The following is an 18,517-nucleotide window of genomic DNA, read 5'->3' as shown; positions in this document are numbered from 1 at the left end:
CGCGCGCCGGCCGTCTCGGACCCGCCTGGCACGATGACGTGGATGACCACCACCACAACCCCAGAGCTCGGCGGGCTCGTGCTCGACTGGTTCGCCGTCGCCGCGCGGGACCTGCCCTGGCGCCATCCCGGCACGACGCCGTGGGCGGTGCTGGTCAGCGAGGTGATGCTGCAGCAGACGCCCGTCACCCGGGTGCTGCCTGTCTGGGAGGCGTGGCTGGCCCGCTGGCCGACGCCGGCGGCGCTCGCCGCCGAACCCGCCGGGGAGGCGGTGCGCGCCTGGGGCCGCCTCGGCTACCCGCGCCGTGCCCTGCGGCTGCACCAGGCCGCGACCGCCGTCGTCGAGCGGCACGACGGCGTCATCCCGGCCGAGCTTGACGCGCTGCTCACCCTGCCCGGCGTCGGCGCCTACACCGCCCGGGCCGTCGCCGCGTTCGCGTTCCGCCAGCGCCATCCGGTGGTCGACGTGAACGTGCGCCGGCTGTATGCCCGGGCCGTGGAGGGCCGGGCCGACCCGCCCGCCACCGTCAGCCGCCGAGACCTGGCCGCCGTCGCGGAGCTGCTGCCCGCCGACGCCGAGACCGCCGCCATGACCAGCGCCGCGCTGATGGAGCTCGGCGCGCTGGTCTGCGTCGCCCGCACGCCCCGCTGCCCCGCCTGCCCGCTGCTCGGGCAGTGCGCCTGGGTCGCCGCGGGCAGCCCCGCGGGCACCGGTCCGGCGCGCCGGCCGCAGGGCTACGCCGGCACCGACCGCCAGGTCCGCGGCCGGCTGCTCGCGGTGCTGCGCGACGCCGAGCATCCCGTCGACCGCATGCTGCTCGACCAGGTGTGGGACGAACCGGTGCAGCGCGGCCGTGCCCTGGCCGGCCTGATCGAGGACGGCCTGGTCGCCGAACTCTCCCCCGGCGTCTACGCCCTGCCCGCCTGACCCGCCAGCCTGACCCACCGCGCGGGCTCAGCCCAGCTCGGACCCAGCCAAGCTCGGACCCAGCCCAGCTCAGGCTCAGCCCAGCTCGGGGGCAGCCAGCCGGAAGCGGTAGCCGACGCCGCGGATGCTCTCGATGACGGTCGGCTGGCCGGCGGTCTCGCCGAGCCGGCGGCGCAGGCGACGGACGTGCACTGCGAGGGTGTTCGTCTCGGTGTCCGCCGAGCCCCAGACCTCGCGCAGCAGGGTCTCCCGCGGGACGACCCGCCCGGCCTGTTCGAGCAGCAGCGCGAGCAGCCGGAACTCCCGGGGTGGCACGGCGACCAGCGCGCCGTCCAGGCGGACCTCGTGGGCCGCCCGGTCCAGCATGACGAGCCCGCCGCGCAGCACGTCGGCTCCGGGCGCGCGCGAGGACGGGCCGCCGGGGCGCCCGCTGCCCAGGCCGCCGACCATGGCGAGGACCTCCGGCACCCGATAGGGCTTGCCGACACAGGCACTGGCGCCGGCGTCGAGCCCGGCGGCGGCGGCGGGCCGGTCGTCGGGGCCGACCGCGAGCAGGATGGGCACCTCGTCATGCCCGGGAACGCTGCGTACGGTCCGTACGACGGTCACGCCGTCGACGACGGGCAGGCGGGCGCTGATCAGCAGCGCGGCCGGCTGCTGCAGGCCGATCTCCAGCAGCGCCAGCGCGCCGTCGGCCACCACGCTGACCTCGACGCCGCCGCCGATGATCGCGTCCACCATCTCGTCGTCGACGTCGCAGTCGGCGATCAGCAGCGCCGGCCTGCCGGGCGCGGTGATCGCGGCGGCCCTGACCGTCGCCGTCGGCCGTGGGGCCGAGGCCGGTTGGGCGAGCGTGGCCCGCACGGATGCCGCCGGAGCGGACGACGTCGGCGGCTCGGGCGCTGGCCGCGGGGGCGTTGGCAGGGCCGCGGCCGGCGCTGGTCGGGTGGGCAGTGGCGTGGCCGCCGCGGCCGTCCCCGCCTGGTCGGCGTGGGACGGCCGTGCGGCCGGCACCGTGTCGCGGTCGACTCCCCCGGGTGGACCGGACCCTCGGCGTCCCGGGAGCATCCGCTCGTCCTGTCCGTTCGCTCCGGTGGAGGTCAGCCGAACCGTCCGGAGACGTAGTCCTCGGTTCGCTTCTCCGTCGGGTTGCTGAAGATCTTCGAGGTCTTGTCGAACTCGACGAGACGGCCCGGGTCGCCGGTCTTCTCCAGCGAGAAGAACGCGGTGGAGTCGCTGACACGGGACGCCTGCTGCATGTTGTGGGTGACGATGACGATGGTGAAGCTCGACTTCAGCTTCGTGATGAGGTCCTCGATCGCCAGGGTGGAGATCGGGTCGAGCGCGGAGCACGGCTCGTCCATGAGCAGGACCTGCGGCTCCACCGCGATCGCCCGGGCGATGCAGAGCCGCTGCTGCTGACCGCCGGACAGGCCGGCGCCGGGCCGGTTGAGCCGGTCCTTGACCTCCTCCCAGAGGTTCGCGCCGCGCAGCGACTCCTCGACCCGCTCGTCGAGCAGCGCCTTGTTGCGCACCCCGTTGAGCTTGAGGCCGGCGATCACGTTCTCGCGGATCGACATCGTCGGGAACGGGTTCGGCCGCTGGAACACCATGCCGACCGTGCGGCGGACGTTGACCGGGTCCATGCCGGGGCCGTAGAGGTCCTCCCCGTCGAGCAGGACCTCGCCCTCGACCCGGGCGTTCGGGAGCACCTCGTGCATCCGGTTGAGTGTGCGCAGAACCGTCGACTTTCCGCAGCCGGACGGCCCGATGAAGGCGGTGACGTTCTTCGGCTCGATGGTCAGGTTCACGTCGGCCACGGCCTTGAACTTGCCGTAGTACGCCGTCAGCCCGTTTACGTCAATGCGGGTGGCCATGACAACCTCGACTCGCGATCTGCCTGGAGGACGGTTCGGATCACTTCAACCGGTTGCGTCCGGCGAACAGCCGGGCGATGAGGTTGAGCAGCATGATGATGATGATCAGCACGAGCGCCGCGGCCCACGCGCGATCGATGGCGAACTGCTGGGGCTGGCCGGCCTGCGAGTAGATGTACAGAGGCAGGGAGCTCTGCTCGCCGGAGAACGGGTTGCTGTTGATGAGGTTCGTACCGAAGACGGTAAGCAGCACCGGGGCGGTCTCGCCGGACACCCGGGCGACCGCCAGCATGACGCCGGTCACGATGCCGGGCAGCGCCGTGGGGACGACGACCTTGAGGATCGTGCGCCACTTGGCCACCCCGAGCGCGTAGCCGGCCTCGCGCAGCTCGTTCGGGACGAGCTTGAGCATCTCCTCCGACGACCGCACGACCGTCGGGATCATGAGGACGACGAGCGCCAGCGCGCCGGCGAACCCGGAGAAGCCGAAGCCGAGCGCGAGCACCCAGAACGACAGCACGAACAGACCGGCGATGATCGACGGCAGACCGGTGAGCACGTCGACGAAGAAGCTGATCACCCGGCTGATCCGGCCCTGGCCGTACTCCACCAGGTAGATCGCGACCAGCAGGCCGAACGGCACCGCGATCGCGCTGGCGATCACGACCTGCTCGACCGTGCCAATGATCGCGTGGTAGATACCGCCGCCGGCGTCGCGAGCGCCGATGTTGTTCATCGAGTGGGTGAAGAAGTCGAGGTCGAGCCGCTTGGCACCCTTGCTGATCACGCTGACCAGGACGGCGACCAGCGGGATCAAGGCGAGCAGGAACGCGGTGTAGACCAGCGTAGTCGCGAACCGGTCACGTGCCCGCCGCGCGCCCTCGACCACGGTCGAGGCCGCCGACATCGCGATCAGGAACAGTATCGCGGCCATCAGCACGATCTGGATCTCGCTGTCGACCGGCGTCACGAAGTAGATCAGCAGCGCGAGGACGACGGACCCGGCGGCCACCGCGAGCGGCGTCCAGCGGGGCAGGGTCTGGCCCCGCAGGTTGAGCCGGTCCTCACCCGTGACGACGGGCTCCGGCGCGGTCGCGGTGCTCATGCGGAGCTCCCCGAGAAGTCACGGCGGCGGGCGACGATGGCGCGCGCGATCATGTTCACGACCATCGTGACGATGAACAGGACGAGACCGGAGGCGATGAGCGCGCCCCGGCCGATCTCGTTGGCCTCACCCCAGCCGTTCGCCACGTTCGCGGCGATCGTGTTGCCGGCGGGCTCCAGCCAGTGGACGGAGATCTTGAACGAGGCGGGCAGCACCAGCGCGACGGCGATCGTCTCGCCCATCGCCCGGCCCAGGCCCAGCATCGACGCGCTGATCACGCCGGGGCGGCCGTAGGGCAGCACCGCGGTGCGGATCATCTCCCAGCGGGTCGCACCGAGCGCCAGCGCCGCCTCCCGGTGGGCGTTGGGCACCTGGAGGAAGACCTCGCGGGACAGCGCGGCGACGATCGGAAGGATCATGATGGCGAGCACCACGCCGGCGACGAGGAACGACCGCCCGACCGCGTCGGCGCTGAACAGCGGGATCCAGCCGAGGACGTCGTTGAGCCAGAGCTGGGTGCCCTTCATGTGCGGGGCGAGGACGATCAGGCCCCACAGGCCGTAGACGACGCTCGGCACCGCGGCGAGCAGGTCGACGACGTAGCCGAGCACCGACGCCAGCTGGCGGGGCGCGTAGACGGTGATGAACAGCGCGATCCCGACGGCCACCGGCACCGCGATGATCATCGCGATGGCGGCGGTCACGATCGTGCCGAACAGGGTCGCCGCGACGCCGAACTTCGGCGGCGTCTGGTTGGGGAACCACTCCTGGGTTCCGAAGAAGTTGCCGGTGTTGGCGCTGAGCGCGTCGGTGGCGCGCAGCACCAGGAACAGCGCGATCGCGGCGATCAGCACCAGCAGCCCGATGCCGGCCGTACGGGTCAGGTTCTTGAAGATGAGGTCGGCCGCACCGATCTTGGCCTTGCTCGTGGTCACGAGCTGGGCGGGGGTCGGGTCCGTCGCCGAAGCGGTTCCCCGTGGCCCGGCGTCGTCCGCCGAGCTGTCCGGCTCCGTCGTCATGGTCCTCTCCTTGGTGCCGTGCGTCAGCTGGATGCCGTGCGTCAGCTGGGTGTCGCCGAGCCGGCGGGGAGCCGGATACCGACGAACCCGCGGTGGGGCGTGGTGCCCCACCGCGGGTACCGGCTGGCCGGTCGGGTGTCTCCTACCGACCGGTTCCGGTCGTCAGGACAGCGTCGCGATGACCGCGCGGACCTTGGTCGCGACCGCGTCGGGCAGCGGCGCGTAGCCGAGGTCGCCGATGGCGGTCTGGGCGGCGTCCGAGGCCGTGTAGGTCAGGAACGACTTGACCAGCGCGGCCTGGTCGGCCGGCAGGCCCTTGGTGCAGGCGATCTCGTAGGTCACCAGGTACACGGGGTAGGCGCCCTTGGTGGCCGTGGTGTAGTCGAAGGTGAGCTTCAGGTCGTCACCATCGGCGATCTTCGCGGTGCTCAGGCCGAGCGAGGCGCCATCGGTGCTCGGCGCGACGTACTCACCGGCGGCGTTCTTGACCTTGACGGTCGACAGGCCCGCGTTCTCGGCGTAGGACAGCTCGGCGTAGCCGATGGAGTTCTCGGTGGACTTCACCGTGGAGGTCACACCGTCACTGCCCTTGGCGCCCTGGCCGCCCGGGGCCTTCCAGTCCGAGCCCGAGTCGAACGTCCAGTCAGCACCGCCCACGGCCTTCAGGAACTTGGTGAAGTTGTCCGTGGTGCCGGAGCCGTCCGAGCGGTGCACCGTCGCGATGGTCGCGCTGGGCAGCGAGGCGCTGGGGTTCTCGGCCTTGATGGCCGGATCGTCCCACTTGGTGATCTTACCGGCGAAGATCTTCGCCAGGGTCGGACCCGACAGCTGCAGGTCCTTGACGCCCGAGATGTTGTACATCAGCGAGACCGGGCCGACGGCCATCGGCAGGTCGACCGCGGTGCCGGGCGCGCAGCGCGCGTCGGCGTCGATCTTCTGCTGGTCCTTGAGCGCGGAGTCGGAGCCCGCGAAGGAGACCTGCTTGCCGATGAACTGCTGGCGACCGGTCGACGAGCCCGTCGACTGGTAGTTGATCGTCGCACCGGAGCAGGCGCTCTGGTACGCCTTCACCCACTCGTCGACGGCGTTCTTCTGCGCGGACGAGCCGGAACCCGTGATCGAGCCCTTCGCGCACGCGATCGCGCTCGCGGTCCCCGACGGCTTCGTCCCGGAGCCGCCGGAGTCGCTGTTGTCATCAGTCCCACACGCCGCCACGGTGAGCAGAGCCACCATCGCGGCCCCGACGGCGGCCTGACGCCTGCCTAGCTTCACAAGCAACCCTTCGTCCTCGCGCCGTTCACGGCGCAGATGTCGTCCGCCCCCCGGACTGGGGTGCCGGCGAGAATCGAAGCGATCCAGCATGAACGAAAGATGAACAACCGCATACGCCAACCCGTCACCAACCGAAACACATCCATGTCGGAGGATTTACGGCCCGTTGACCAAGACGGACCTGCGGAACTTGCGGCAGTGTGTACACAATTCACGACACATGGTTACCAACACGCGGGCGGCGGCCTGGCGGCGAGCCCGGGGCCGGCACCTCGCCGTCCCAAAGCAACCGCAGGCCAGCGGCGGTCGACCGGCACCCCGGCGACCAGCATGGACAACCCCTGGACAAGATAAGGACAAGGGCCGACGGAGCCTCGGACGCGCGGCCGACCACCCGGCAGGATGATGCACGCCCGGTGTAGTCGATCAGCCACCGTCGCGGATGACGGGCGCCCGCCGCTCGATGGTCATCAAAGGACATCAAGCCGGCGGCCGAACGGTGTCCCGGTGATACCGAATGTTCATCGACGCGCCTCGCGGCACGACCCGTGCGGACATGCCCGGACCGTCCGGTGCGCCCGATCACCCCCGCGCGTCCGATGATCACACGCTCTGTCCCGTGGCGCACGGCGTGTCCGGTGCCCTCCCTTGTGCCGGGTGACGCAGTGGGGCGCAGCCGACGAAGCGGCCAACCCGCGCGCGGCGCTACGCAGATGATCAGGACGTTCGCGCGGAGTTACGCGACGTCCACTCTGTCCGGACATCTCCGGTAGTCACGAGCCGCCGATCGTGATTTGCTGGTCAGCAACATCGATATTGCTGACAGTATCGAGGAAGACGCCGAGCGGACAGGGATCGGGAGCGCGACGCCAGATTCTCGCTCGACGCAAGATCTACATTCCGATGAGTGAAGACGCGCAGACAGAGGAGGACGGCCAGAAGATGAGCACCGTCGACAGCGACGATCTCCTGCCGGAGCCCCGGCCGGTCACGGGAGGGCGCCCGCCGTCCCTCGCCGAGGTGGTCATGGTCCACGATGGCCCGGTCGTGCGGCACGAGCTGGTCCTAGCGCCGGGGGCCACCGCGGCCGACCTGACCACCGCCATGATCCTGGTCCCGCCCACCGCCTGCCTGGTCAGCCACCACGGCGATGTCGACGTCTCGCTGGTGTTCCGGGAGACAGGCCGCGACGACCAGCTCGTCGTCGGCACCGACGCGCCGCCCCGGCCGAGCCCGCACCTGACCTGACACCCGGGCACCCGGTCTCCCGGGCCCGGGGCTCCCGGACGTCGGCACCGCCGCCGTTCCCGGCGCCGCCCGCTCCGGCCGCCGGGAACCCGGCGCAGGCGATCGCCGGGATTCCCGGCGCAGGCAATATCGTGGCGGGGTGGCTGTACTCACTCCCCGTGCGACCGACTTCCCGCGCTGGTACCAGGACGTGCTCGCGAAGGCCGAACTGGCCGACAACGGTCCCGTCCGCGGGACCATGGTCATCCGACCGTACGGCTATGCCCTGTGGGAGCGCATGCAGGCCGACGTCGACGCGCGGATCAAGGCGGCCGGCGCGGTCAACGCCTACTTCCCACTGTTCATCCCCGAGAGCTACCTGCGCCGGGAGGCCGAGCACGTCGAGGGCTTCAGCCCCGAACTCGCGGTGGTCACCATCGGCGGTGGCAAGGAGCTCGAGGAACCGGTCGTCGTACGGCCCACGAGCGAGACCGTCATCGGCGAGTACCTGGCCAAGTGGACCCAGAGCTACCGCGATCTGCCCCTGCTGCTCAACCAGTGGGCCAACGTGGTCCGCTGGGAGCTGCGCCCCCGGCTGTTCCTGCGCAGCAGCGAGTTTCTCTGGCAGGAGGGCCACACCGCGCACGCGGACGAGGCCGACGCCGCCGCCTACGCCCGCCGGATCGCGCGGGAGGTCTACCGGGACTTCCTGACGGACGTGCTGGCAATCCCCGTCTTCGTCGGCGCGAAGACCCGCCGCGAGCGCTTCGCCGGCGCCACCAACACCGTGACCTGCGAGGGCATGATGGGCGACGGCAAGGCCCTGCAGATGGCGACCAGCCACGAGCTCGGCCAGAACTTCGCCCGCGCCTTCGACATCGACTTCCTCGGCGCGGACGGCGCACGCCACCTCGCCTGGACGACGTCCTGGGGCTGCTCCACCCGCATGGTCGGTGGCCTGATCATGGCGCACGGCGACGACAACGGCCTGCGGATCCCGCCGCGGCTCGCCCCGACGCAGGTCGTCGTGCTGCCGGTGCGCGACGACGACGCCGTCGTGGCCGCCGCGCGGGAGCTCGCCACGGCGCTGACCGCCGCGGGCGTGCGCACCCAGCTCGACGCTCGCCCGGGCCTGTCGTTCGGCCGCCGGGTCACCGACGCCGAGATCAAGGGCATCCCGGTGCGGGTCGAGGTCGGCCCGCGCGACCTCGCCGCCGGAAACGCCACCCTGGCCCGCCGCGACAACTCGACGAAGTCGCCGGTCGCCCTGGCCGAGGTCTCGACCCGCGTGCCCGCGCTGCTCGACGAGGTCCAGGCCGCCCTGTTCGCCGAGGCGCTGGAGCTGCGGGAGAGCCGCACCGCGGACGTCGGCACGCTGGCGGACGCGGCCGCCGCGGCGCAGACCGGTTTCGCCCGCATCCCCTGGCGCCTCGTCGGCGAGGAGGGTGAGGCCCGCCTCACGCAGGACGCACTGAGCATCCGCTGCCTGCAGACGCCGGACGGCGCGGTTCCCGCCGCCGGCGACCAGGGCGACGACCTCGTCGCCCTGGTCGCCCGTTCCTACTGACCACGGCCCCGGCTCGAGCCGACCCCGATCCGATCCCGGACTGCCGGCGATCGGCGGGTCGGGTCGGGCCGGCCCTGACCCGGCGGGAGGGCGCCGCCGACGCGCGCTAGCCGGAACGGGTCATCGTCGTTGCTGTCCTTCCGCGGGACTTGCTACGGTCCTTCCTGTTCGCACTGCCCGAAATCGTCCTGCAGAACAGGTAGCATGCTCCAACACGACGAATTCGAGCAGCTTGTCGCCCGCAGGCTTGGTTTTCCCGACGCGTCGGTCACGGCCGGCAGCCGGCTTCACGAGGACCTCGGTCTCGATTCCTTCCGCCTTCTCGACCTCTGTCTCTACATGACGGAACTCGGCGCCGACATCTCCGAGGCGAACTGGCTGGACGTCGCCACGGTCGGCGAGCTCTACGGCCATTACCGGGCCGGCTCGACCGCGGCCGGCGCCGGGAGCGCCGCCGTCCCAGGACCACCCGGTCAGGGGCCGGCAGTGGGCGCCGCGCGGGCGGACGGCGGTGCGCAACCGGCACAGTCGCCACCGGCACAGTCGCCACCGGCACCGCGCTTCGCCGGCCGCTTCCTGCGCCTGTTGCCCGTGCTGCCGGCGTCGACGCCGTTCCTGTACGAGCTGGCCGTGACGCCCGAGGTCGGCTTCCGCTGGCGGTACCGGGGTTCGGTGCCCTCGTACCCTCAGTTCGAGCAGGAGCTGTGGCAGGGGGTACTGACCCAGTTCCTGATCGAGTCGATCGACGCGGGCCGGCCGATCGGGCACGCGATCTGCTACAACCCGGAGTTCTCCCTGGGTTACGCGTACGTGGGCGCGGCCGTCCGCACCGAGTACGCCGGCTCCGGGCTCGCCGTCGAGGCCCTCGATCTGTTCGTCCGGTACATCTTTGACATCTGGCCTTTCCGGAAACTCTACTTCGAGGTTCCGGAATTCAACTATCCGCAGTTCGCCGGGGCCGATCGGGCCAACTCCGCGGATGGTTCCCTGATCCTCGAAGGCCGTCTGCGCCGGCACGACTTCTATCGCGGCCGATACTGGGACCGCCTCATTCTCGCCGTCTATCGGGACGCCGCGGGCGACGATATCTGAGCCCGGGGACCCACCGCCGCAGAAAGCAATGGACAATGGTCAACCTCTGGGAACGGGCCCCCGCCGCCGGGGCCGCCCCGCCGGATCAGGCCATGTCGCCGGATCAGGCCATGTCGCCGGACCGGGCCATGCCGCCGGATCGGGCCATGCCGCCGGATCAGGCCATGTCGCCGGACCGGACCGCGCCATCGGGCCGCGCCTGCGGGCCGGACCCGGTCTATCTGCTGGATCGCATGCGGCGTGCGGCCGGGGGGCGCAGCGGCGTCACCTTCCTCGCGCCTGACGGCGGCGAGCGGGTCAGCTGGTCCGACCTGTACCGCGATGCCCGCCGCGCGGCCGCCGGCCTGCAGGCGCGCGGCGTCGGCCCGGGCCGACCAGTCGTCATCATCGCCGCCGCCTCGCGGGCGACCGTCACCGCCGCGATGGCGGCATGGCTCGCCGGCGGCAGCCTGACGATGGCCCCCGCCCCAGGCCGCACCGTCGACCTCGCCCGCCACCTCGCCGACACCCGCACCCGCCTCGAGACCCTCGGCGACCCGCTCGTGCTGGTCGGCGCCCCGTGGGAGGCGGCGGCCGGACCACTCGCGCGGGGCGGCGCCCGGGTGGTCGCGCTGGCCGAGGCGGTCGGCGCCGCGCCGGCGGTGAGCTGGCACCCGCCGGCGCTCACGCCGGACGATCCGGCGATCCTGCAGCTGACCAGCGGCACGACGGGCGCGCCGAGGACCGCCCGGATCACGCACGCCAACCTGGCCGCGAACATCGAGGGCATCCGGGTGGCGACCAGCCACGAGACGGTGCACGGCCGCATGCTGTCCTGGCTGCCGCTGTCCCACGACATGGGCCTCGTCGGCGGGCTCGTCCTGCCACTGGCCTGTGGCCGCTGCGACACGCTGCTGGCATCCTCCGCCGACTACCTCGCCCGCCCGGCGAGCTGGCTGCGGCAGGTCGCCCAGCACCGCGCGACCACGACCGTCGCCCCCGGCTCCGCCTACGCGCTGGCCGCCCGGCTGTTGCGGACGGGTCCCCGCCTCGACCTGTCCTGCCTGCGCTACGCGCTGTGCGGCGGGGAGCCGATCGACCCCGCGACGGTCGACGAGTTCCTGGCCGCCGCCGGCGAGCACGGGATGCCCGCCACCGCCTTCACCCCCGCCTACGGGCTCGCCGAGGCCACCGTCGCGGTGACGTTCTCCGCTCCCGGCCGTCGCCCGCGCCTGGACACCGTCGACGCGGAGGCGCTGGCCGCCGGATCGGCCCGGGCCGCGGCCGCCGGCGCCCGCGCGCGGCGGCTGGTCATGCTCGGCAAGCCGATCCCGGGCCTGTCGGTGCGGGTCACCGATCCGGGCTCGGGCGCCATCCTGCCGGACCGATCGGTCGGCGAGGTGCGGGTCCGCGGCACGTCGGTGTCCTCCCGGTATCACGGCGACCCCGGCTCCGCGGCCCGGCTCGCCGCCGACGACGGCTGGTTCCCGACCGGCGACCTCGGCTACCTCGTCGACGGCGACCTCGTCGTGTGCGGGCGGCGCAAGGATGTGATCGTCCTGGGCGGGCGCAACATCTATCCCGAGGAGGTGGAGCGCGCCGCCGCCCGCGCGCCGGGAGCCCGGCTCGGCAACGTCGTCGCCTTCCACTACGAACGGCCAGGTCACCCGGGCGGGGAAGGCCTCGCCGTGGCCGTCGAGACCCGGGGCACCGATCCGGCGGAGCTGCGGCTCGCCGTCGCCGCCGAAGTGCGGGCCGCGCTCGGCGTGAGTCCGCACACCGTCGTCGTGCTCGCGCCCGGAACGGTGCCGAAGACCCCGTCGGGGAAGCTCCAGCGGGCCGAGGCCCGACGGCGGTTCGCGCCGTGACGCCGCCGGCGCGCCCCTCGGCCGAATCCAGGATCGAGGCCCTCGCCGACCACCTGCACGCGGCCTGGGCGGCGGGCGACCCCACCGTGCGGGCACGGCTGCTGTCGGAGTGCTGCGCCCCGCGGGTGCGGTACGCGAACCCACTCGGCGAGGCGATCGGCGTCGCGGCGCTCACCGACCTCATCGGCCGGTGCCTGGCGCCCTACCCCGGGCACCGGCCGACCCGCACCAGCGCCGTCGACCTGCACCACGGCCGGGCCCGGTGGGAATGGGGCCTGCGCGACGGCATCGGCCAGGTGGTGCTCATGGGCCTCGACGTCGTCACCCTCGCCGAGGCCGCCCCGGACCACCAGCGGGATGCGCCCCGCGGCCCGCTGCTCGCCACCGTCAGCACCTTCTTCGGACCGCCGCCACCGCGGATCCGCACCCATGTCTTCGGGGCCGTGCACGGCTGATCCCCGGGCACGACCCCTGCCCGAGAACCCCGCCCCACTGTCACCCTGGAGGACAGCATGCCCCGTACCCGCGCAGCCCTACGGACCGCGGCCATCGGCGCGACCGGCACGATGGCCGTGACGCTGTTCGGCGCCGCCACGCCAGCCTCCGCCGCGACGCCGATGCCGAAGACCGGTTGCAGCGTCACCGCCTGGCCGCCGACCGGCGGGTCGACCATCTTCGGCAACGGCAACATCGCCTGTGACAGCTGGTACACCGGCAACATGACCATCAGCAACCAGCTGCGCAAGTACGCGAACGGCCAGTGGGTCGACGCCGGCCAGCCGGTCACCAAGTCGTTCTGGGGCGGCACGGCGGTCGGCGACGGCACCTGGGTCCCCTGTGACTTCAGCGGCCAGACCCAGTTCAAGACCGTCACCACCGGCACCGCGGACGGCGTCACCGCGACCGACACCTCGCCGGCCGTCACGTATTCCTGCTCCTGATCCCTGCCGACGCGTGACCCCGGCGCCGGTTCTCGGCGCCGGGAGTCCGCGAATCCGGGAGCCCGGAGGACCAGGGATCCGGAATCCGGGAATACGGGAATACGGCGCCGGTACGCGGAATCGGAAAGAAACGGGCGGCCCGGGCCGCCGGCTCAGACCGCCGATTCGGCCGAGCCCGCGAGCGCCGCCTCGCCCGGCTCCGCGCCGGTGCTGGTGATGACGGTGCCACGGTGTTCACCACGGCAGATCGCCGTCATCGCACCCTTCTGCTCGATGTCAAAGATATGCAGCGGAATTCCGAAGTCGCGGGCCAGGATGAACGCCGACTGGTCCATCACCCGCAGCCCCCGGCTGATCACCTCGTCGTAGCTGAGGTGGGAGAAACGCCGCGCGTCCGGGTTGATCTTCGGGTCGCTGTCGTAGACGCCGTCGACGCCGTCCTTGGCGGCGAGCACCGCGTCGGCGCCGAGCTCCAGCGCCCGCTGCACCGCCGGATAGTCGGTGGTGAGGAAGGGCTGGCCGTTGCCGCAGGCGAGAATCACCGTGGCGCCCTTCTCCAGCAGGTGGGCGGCACGCAGCCGGATATAGGGCTCGGCGACCGCGGGCACCGGCACCGCCGTCATCACCCGCAGGTTGTCCTCGCCGAGCGCGGTCAGTTTGCCGCGCAGCAGCAGGCTGTTGATGACCGTGCCCAGCATGCCGATGTTGTCGGCCTCGACCCGGTCTATGCCCCACCGGTCGGACTGGTTGCCGCGGAAGAGGTTCCCGCCGCCGACGACGATGGCCACCTCGACGCCGGACTGGCGGACGGCGATGATTTCCCGGGCGAGATGCTCGAGCGCACTGGAGTCGAACCCGAATTCTGCCGAGCCGGCAATCGCTCGACCACTCAGCTTTACGACCACTCGACGGTATTTGGCCACAGTCTCCCGCTTCCCCTTTTCCATCGTGCGATCGTAACGTATACGGGCCAATGATCGATCATGAGCCCGGAACTGCTGGCTACACGGTAGAACACCCCGGAGCCGGCGCCACACCACCTCCCGGCCGCCGCGAAATGCCCCCGGCCGGCGGGCGACAAACGGGACAGACCGCTTCGCGGCCGAGCCCTGCCCGGCCTCCGCCCCGTCCCTTGCCCGGCGGGTGAAAAAGATCAGGCCCCGAGCCTCCGACCGGATGCTCAGGGCCTGCCATCGTGCCTGGTCGGGGTGGCGGGATTCGAACCCACGACCTCTTCGTCCCGAACGAAGCGCGCTACCAAGCTGCGCCACACCCCGCGACCGAGGAGAAGCATACCTGACGGATCGACGTGAGCGGCGCGCGGGGCGTCAGGGACCCGCCGGGAGGAGGGTGAGCAGTGTCGCCTCGGGCCGGCAGCCGAGGCGGACCGGCGCGAACGGCGACGTCCCGAGCCCGGGTGACACATGCAGCCAGCAGGAACCGGACGCCGTCTCATGCCGCGAGAGGCCGCGCAGCCGGGACCGCTCCAACCCGCAGTTGCCGACGAGGGCGCCGATCCCGGGCAGCCGGATCTGGCCGCCATGGGTGTGCCCGGACAGGACGAGGCCGACGCCGTCCGCGGCGAACGCGTCGAGCACCCGGGGCTCCGGCGTGTGGGACAGGCCGATCGCCAGGTCGGTGCCCGCCTGGGGCGGCCCCGCCACCAGCTCCGCGCGGTCCCGGCCCAGATGGGCGTCGTCGACGCCGCGCAGGTCGATCCGCAGGCCACCGGCCGCGATCACGCCGCGGGTGTTCGTCAGCTCGGTCCAGCCGAGCCCGGCCGTGAGCTCCTTGGCCAGACCAGGCCAGTCGAGGGGTTCGCCCCGGGGGTCGGCGCGGACATGCGCGCGCAGGTAGCGGTGCGGGCTGCGCAGAGTCGGGGCGGAGTAGTCGTTGTTGCCGGGGACGAACACGCCCGGGAACGAGGCGAGCGGCTCCAGCGCGGTAAGCAGCGGCCCCCGCGCGTCGTCCGCGCACAGGATGTCGCCGGTCAGGGTGACCAGGTCCGGCACTACCCGGGCGAGATCGGCGAGCCAGGCGAGCTTGCCCCGCTGGCGGACGGTGACGTGCAGGTCGGACAGGTGCAGCAGGCGCAGCGGCCGAGCCCCGGCCGGCAGCCCGGGCACCGCGACCCGGCGCAACGTGTAGGCCGTGCGCTCGTACAGCGCGCCGTACGCGAGCACGGCCGAGCCGGCCGCCGCGGTGACGCCCGCCATCGTCCGCACCGCCCCGCGCTGACCGCCCACCACCGGCTCCTCCCGTGGCTCCACCACCATCGCGGCTACCCCGCGACCGTGTCCCACACTCTCACCTTCCCCGCGCGCCGCCGGACCGCCACCCCGGTGCCCACCCGGCGTCGTCCGGCGGCGGTCGGTGCCTGGCGGCCGTGGCCAGTCCGGCGGCGGGACCATAGGCTTGCTGGACTATGAGTACCCCCACGGAACGGAGCCAGCTGGAGCAGCGGCTCCGCGCCGACCTGACCACCGCGATGAAGGCCCGCGACGAGCTGCGGACGTCCACCCTGCGGCTGGCACTGGCCGCCGTGAAGGACGCCGAGGTCGCCGGCGACACGGCGCGCGTTCTCGACGAGGCGGAGATCCTGAAGGTCCTGACCCGCGAGGTCAAGAAGCGCCGCGAGGCGGCCGAGGCGTACGCCGACGCCGGCCGCGGCGAGCAGGCCGCCCGGGAGCGCGCCGAGGGCGAGGTGCTCGATGAGTACCTGCCCAGCCAGCTCGGCGACGACGAACTGGCCGCGATCATCGACCGGGTGCTCGGCGAGCTCGGGCTGTCCGGGCCGAAGGCCATCGGCCCGGCCATGAGGTCGGTGCAGGCCGCCGTCGCCGGGCGGGCCGAGGGCGGCCGGGTCGCCGCGCTGGTGAAGGCCCGCCTCGCCGGCACCTGACCGCCGCCTCCACCCTCCGACCGGGGCGCCGCCGAGCACGACCGCGAGGAACACGATCCGACTACGCGGCTAACGGTCTCGCCCTCGACCTCGGCGAGGTCGGGTGTCATCGGCGGGCTCGGATCCGCCGTCCAGTGCCGCGCCGAGCCCGAGCTGGTCGCGCGGCGACACCTGGAACATGCCGGGGGCGGGCTGGCCGCCCTGCCCGAGGCCGGCCGGCGGCGAGCCGCCCGGCAGGATCTGCGCGCCGGTCAGGCCGCCGGAGATCCCCAGCTGGATCTCCGTGTTCAGGGACACCTGGCTGCCGGGGGCGGGTGACATGGTCACCACCGTCCCCGGCGCCACCGGCGCGGGGACCGGCTGCGAGGAGACGTGGAAGCCAAGCTGGACAAGGACCTGCTCGGCCACGGCCTGCGGCTGGCCGATGACGTTCGGCAGCGCCTTCGTCGGCACCTGTGGCCGGGTCTCGTCCTCCTGCGGCAGCGGCTCGACCGGCAGGCCGAGGCCATTGATCGTCCGCGTCATCGTTCGGGCCCAGATCTGCGCCGGGTAGCCACCGCCGAAGACGTTGCGCCCCAGCACGCCGGTGAGCGGATGCGACGTAGGCCCGCGCGGGTCGGCCAGGGTCACGGCCGTGGCCAGCTGCGGGATGTAGCCCGCGAACGAGGCGGTGCTGAAGCCCTCGGCGGTGCCCGTCTTGCCCGCGGCCGGCCGGCCGATCTGGGCGTTGCCGCTGGCCGTGCCGTGGCTGATGACGCCTTCCAGGACGGAGCTGACCGTGTCTGCGATCTTCGGGTCGAGCACCTGCTCGCAGGGCGCGCCGGCGTTGAAGGGCAGCGGGCGGTCCGCACCCCCGACCCGCTGGGTGATCGCGGTGACCGTGCGGGGGTCGCAGCGGCGGCCGCGCGCGGCCAGCGTGGAGTAGGCGGTCGCCAGATCCATGGTGCTGATCTCGTTGGAACCCAGGATGGACGAGCCGTCAACCCGGCCGATTCCGTCGATCCCCTTGCATTCGGGGTCGTTGTTGCCCTGCTCGCGGATGCGGCAGGAGCTGACGCCCATCCGCCGGGCGATCTGCGCCGTGCGCAGCACGCCGAGCTTCTCGGCGAGCTGGATGTAATAGGTGTTGACCGACCCCCAGGTGGCGGTCGTCAACGAGTAGAAACCGTCCTCGCTCGGGTCGGCGTTGCCGTAGCAGTTCTTGCCGCCGGGATCCGGGTTCGGAAAGACGTCCGAGTGGTAGCAGACGGGGGCGTGCAGTGTCGTCGACAATGGCAGACCCGCCTGCAGCGCCGAGATCAGGGTGAACACCTTGAAGGTCGATCCCGGGCTGAACGAGTCCTCGTCGGCCGGGTAGACCTCCTTCGTGTGCGTGAAGTCGGTCGATTCGCTCGCCGGCTTCCCGTCGGCGGTCGGACCGTACTCCCGGTTGATCGCGACGGCCAGCACCTGCCCGGTGCCCGGCTGCATCGTGACCACACTCGCCGCCACCCGGTTGCCGACCGGGATGACCTCGCTCGCGGCCGACTGCGCGGCCTGCTCGGCGACCGGGTCCAGCGTAGTTCTGATGGTCAGACCGCCTTCGAACAGGAGCCTGCGCGCGTCCTCCTCGGTCGGGGCGAAGGTTCTGTCGCGCAGCAGCTCCTGGCGCACCAGCGCGCAGAAGAACGGCGCGCCCGAGTCCGCGCACGGGTCGGCCGACTGGGAACGACGGTCGAGCACCACCGGGGAGTCGTGCGCGCGGCGGAAGTCCGCCTGGCTGACGTGGTGCAGCTGGTACATGCGGTCGAGGACGACGTTGCGGCGTTCCTGGGCGGCCTGCGGATGCAACGCGGGGTTGAAGGCGGTCGGATTCTTCACCAGCCCGGCGAGCATCGTCGCCTGCGGCAGGGTGAGGGCGTCGACGTCGACGTCGAAGTAGTGCCGCGCCGCCACCTCGATGCCGTACGCGCCGTCGCCGAAATAGGCGATGTTGAGGTAGCGCTCCAGGATCTCGTCCTTGCTGAGGTGCGCCTCCAGGTAGAGCGCGTACCGCGCCTCGCGCAGCTTGCGATCGACGGTCTGCTCGGTGGCGGCCTTCTTCTCCTCCGGCGTGGTCGCCGACATCAGCAGCACGTTCTTGACGTACTGCTGGGTCAGTGTCGACCCGCCCTGGGTCACCTCGCCGTTCTCCCGGTTCGTCAGGTAGGCGCGGATGAGGCCCTTGTAGTCGAGCCCGTCATGCTCGTAGAACCGGGAGTCCTCGATGTCGATGATCGCCTGGCGCATCACCCTGGGTACCCGGCTGAGCGGGACGACCTCGCGGTTCTGCTCACCGGACAGGACGGCGATCTGGTTGCCGCGGGCATCGAGGATGCGGGAGGCCTGCGCGAGCGGCGGGACGGTGAGGTTCTCCGGCAGGTCGAGGAAGGAGTCGGCGCTGTCCTTCGCGGTCAGGCCCACGGCGCCGACCATCGGCAACGCCAGCATCGCGACGAGCAGGCCGGCCAGCATGCTGATCGCCGCAAGGCCGACCAGCCCGCGCGCCCACCGGCGGACCACGCCGCGCGGCCGGCCACCATGGGCGTCGTCACCGCCGCCACGGGTGGCGGCGGTGCGGGTACCGCCAGCGTTCGGGCGCCCGCCGAAGCCCGGCCGGTACAGGTCTCCGACGCCGCCGACGCCGCGCCCGGCGCTCGGCGGCGCGGGTACGGAGGACCGCCTGGCCGACGCCGACATGGGCGATGCGGACGTTGACGAGC

At 72.2% G+C, this 18,517-nt stretch carries 16 protein-coding genes and 1 tRNA gene; 8 read left to right on the top strand and 9 right to left on the bottom strand.

Translation table 11 applies throughout. The features are described from left to right. Window positions 1-42: 42 nt before the first annotated feature. Window positions 43-927 carry an HhH-GPD family protein gene (locus C1A33_RS25745; protein WP_207770501.1) on the top strand — a complete coding sequence of 295 codons (885 nt, stop codon included), beginning with the start codon at window positions 43-45 and terminating at the stop codon, window positions 925-927. Window positions 928-1,002: 75 nt separating this feature from the next. On the opposite strand, the gene C1A33_RS25740 is transcribed toward C1A33_RS25745, so the two are convergent. From C1A33_RS25740 to pstS, 5 genes are all read right to left on the bottom strand, one after another. Beyond that, window positions 1,003-1,995, bottom strand: a complete 993-nt coding sequence (locus C1A33_RS25740) for a winged helix-turn-helix transcriptional regulator (protein ID WP_341477268.1) — start codon at window positions 1,993-1,995, stop codon at window positions 1,003-1,005. A gap of 32 nt (window positions 1,996-2,027) precedes the next feature. Further along, complete coding sequence (gene pstB, locus C1A33_RS25735; RefSeq protein ID WP_101834063.1) at window positions 2,028-2,804, bottom strand: phosphate ABC transporter ATP-binding protein PstB; 777 nt, start codon at window positions 2,802-2,804, stop codon at window positions 2,028-2,030. A 40-nt stretch (window positions 2,805-2,844) separates the two neighbouring features. Next, window positions 2,845-3,909: a phosphate ABC transporter permease PstA gene (pstA, locus tag C1A33_RS25730; protein WP_101834062.1), complete on the bottom strand. Its 1,065-nt coding sequence runs from the start codon at window positions 3,907-3,909 to the stop codon at window positions 2,845-2,847. After that, a complete protein-coding gene (gene pstC / locus C1A33_RS25725) occupies window positions 3,906-4,928 on the bottom strand; it encodes a phosphate ABC transporter permease subunit PstC (RefSeq protein WP_101834148.1) in 1,023 nt (340 codons plus the stop codon). The genes pstA and pstC overlap by 4 nt, the downstream gene beginning before the upstream one ends. A gap of 162 nt (window positions 4,929-5,090) precedes the next feature. Next, window positions 5,091-6,200 carry a phosphate ABC transporter substrate-binding protein PstS gene (gene pstS, locus C1A33_RS25720; RefSeq protein ID WP_243407953.1) on the bottom strand — a complete coding sequence of 370 codons (1,110 nt, stop codon included), beginning with the start codon at window positions 6,198-6,200 and terminating at the stop codon, window positions 5,091-5,093. A gap of 903 nt (window positions 6,201-7,103) precedes the next feature. On the opposite strand from pstS, the gene C1A33_RS25715 reads away from it, so the two are divergent. From C1A33_RS25715 to C1A33_RS25690, 6 genes are all read left to right on the top strand, one after another. Further along, a complete protein-coding gene (locus C1A33_RS25715; protein ID WP_243407944.1) occupies window positions 7,104-7,448 on the top strand; it encodes a hypothetical protein in 345 nt (114 codons plus the stop codon). Window positions 7,449-7,587: 139 nt separating this feature from the next. Beyond that, window positions 7,588-8,994: a proline--tRNA ligase gene (gene proS, locus C1A33_RS25710; protein WP_101834058.1), complete on the top strand. Its 1,407-nt coding sequence runs from the start codon at window positions 7,588-7,590 to the stop codon at window positions 8,992-8,994. 204 nt (window positions 8,995-9,198) lie between these two features. Further along, window positions 9,199-10,086 carry a phosphopantetheine-binding protein gene (locus C1A33_RS25705; RefSeq protein WP_101834056.1) on the top strand — a complete coding sequence of 296 codons (888 nt, stop codon included), beginning with the start codon at window positions 9,199-9,201 and terminating at the stop codon, window positions 10,084-10,086. A gap of 164 nt (window positions 10,087-10,250) precedes the next feature. Continuing rightward, window positions 10,251-11,933: a long-chain-fatty-acid--CoA ligase gene (locus tag C1A33_RS25700; protein ID WP_101834144.1), complete on the top strand. Its 1,683-nt coding sequence runs from the start codon at window positions 10,251-10,253 to the stop codon at window positions 11,931-11,933. Beyond that, complete coding sequence (locus C1A33_RS25695; protein ID WP_101834054.1) at window positions 11,930-12,388, top strand: hypothetical protein; 459 nt, start codon at window positions 11,930-11,932, stop codon at window positions 12,386-12,388. Before C1A33_RS25700 ends, C1A33_RS25695 begins: the two co-directional genes overlap by 4 nt. Window positions 12,389-12,445: 57 nt before the next feature. Further along, window positions 12,446-12,874 (top strand): hypothetical protein, encoded by a 429-nt coding sequence (locus C1A33_RS25690; protein WP_101834052.1) that lies wholly within the window; start codon window positions 12,446-12,448, stop codon window positions 12,872-12,874. Between the two features lie 152 nt (window positions 12,875-13,026). On the opposite strand, the gene pyrH is transcribed toward C1A33_RS25690, so the two are convergent. The 3 genes from pyrH to C1A33_RS25675 all read right to left on the bottom strand — a co-directional run bounded on the left by pyrH (window position 13,027) and on the right by C1A33_RS25675 (window position 15,090). Then, on the bottom strand, window positions 13,027-13,914 hold the full coding sequence (gene pyrH / locus C1A33_RS25685) for a UMP kinase (protein WP_133150835.1): 888 nt from the start codon (window positions 13,912-13,914) through the stop codon (window positions 13,027-13,029). 160 nt (window positions 13,915-14,074) lie between these two features. Further along, window positions 14,075-14,151 (bottom strand) — tRNA-Pro (locus C1A33_RS25680). 51 nt (window positions 14,152-14,202) lie between these two features. After that, a complete protein-coding gene (locus C1A33_RS25675) occupies window positions 14,203-15,090 on the bottom strand; it encodes a metallophosphoesterase (RefSeq protein WP_480014734.1) in 888 nt (295 codons plus the stop codon). A gap of 209 nt (window positions 15,091-15,299) precedes the next feature. On the opposite strand from C1A33_RS25675, the gene C1A33_RS25670 reads away from it, so the two are divergent. Continuing rightward, complete coding sequence (locus C1A33_RS25670) at window positions 15,300-15,776, top strand: GatB/YqeY domain-containing protein (RefSeq protein ID WP_101834046.1); 477 nt, start codon at window positions 15,300-15,302, stop codon at window positions 15,774-15,776. A 69-nt stretch (window positions 15,777-15,845) separates the two neighbouring features. Here C1A33_RS25670 and C1A33_RS25665 read toward each other — a convergent pair whose 3' ends face one another. Then, the gene (locus C1A33_RS25665; RefSeq protein WP_423748148.1) at window positions 15,846-18,494 is read right to left on the bottom strand and encodes a penicillin-binding protein; all 2,649 of its coding nucleotides are present in this window, start codon (window positions 18,492-18,494) and stop codon (window positions 15,846-15,848) included. Between the last annotated feature and the right edge of the window lie 23 nt (window positions 18,495-18,517).

Source organism: Frankia canadensis (assembly GCF_900197875.1).
GTDB lineage: Bacteria > Actinomycetota > Actinomycetes > Frankiales > Frankiaceae > Frankia > Frankia canadensis.
Note: the sequence above shows the minus strand (reverse complement) of the source record. Positions and strands in the feature narration are given on the sequence as shown.

What these genes read in the sequence shown, in the direction of transcription:
- C1A33_RS25745 (WP_207770501.1), top strand. Translation starts at nt 43, where the DNA reads ATGACCACCACCACAACCCCAGAGCTCGGCGGGCTCGTGCTCGACTGG.
- C1A33_RS25715 (WP_243407944.1), top strand. Translation starts at nt 7,104, where the DNA reads ATGAGTGAAGACGCGCAGACAGAGGAGGACGGCCAGAAGATGAGCACC.
- C1A33_RS25670 (WP_101834046.1), top strand. Translation starts at nt 15,300, where the DNA reads ATGAGTACCCCCACGGAACGGAGCCAGCTGGAGCAGCGGCTCCGCGCC.
- C1A33_RS25690 (WP_101834052.1), top strand. Translation starts at nt 12,446, where the DNA reads ATGCCCCGTACCCGCGCAGCCCTACGGACCGCGGCCATCGGCGCGACC.
- pstC (WP_101834148.1), bottom strand. Translation starts at nt 4,928, where the DNA reads ATGACGACGGAGCCGGACAGCTCGGCGGACGACGCCGGGCCACGGGGA.
- C1A33_RS25675 (WP_480014734.1), bottom strand. Translation starts at nt 15,090, where the DNA reads ATGGCGGGCGTCACCGCGGCGGCCGGCTCGGCCGTGCTCGCGTACGGC.
- C1A33_RS25700 (WP_101834144.1), top strand. Translation starts at nt 10,251, where the DNA reads ATGTCGCCGGACCGGACCGCGCCATCGGGCCGCGCCTGCGGGCCGGAC.
- C1A33_RS25665 (WP_423748148.1), bottom strand. Translation starts at nt 18,494, where the DNA reads ATGTCGGCGTCGGCCAGGCGGTCCTCCGTACCCGCGCCGCCGAGCGCC.
- pstA (WP_101834062.1), bottom strand. Translation starts at nt 3,909, where the DNA reads ATGAGCACCGCGACCGCGCCGGAGCCCGTCGTCACGGGTGAGGACCGG.
- C1A33_RS25705 (WP_101834056.1), top strand. Translation starts at nt 9,199, where the DNA reads ATGCTCCAACACGACGAATTCGAGCAGCTTGTCGCCCGCAGGCTTGGT.
- C1A33_RS25740 (WP_341477268.1), bottom strand. Translation starts at nt 1,995, where the DNA reads ATGCTCCCGGGACGCCGAGGGTCCGGTCCACCCGGGGGAGTCGACCGC.
- pstB (WP_101834063.1), bottom strand. Translation starts at nt 2,804, where the DNA reads ATGGCCACCCGCATTGACGTAAACGGGCTGACGGCGTACTACGGCAAG.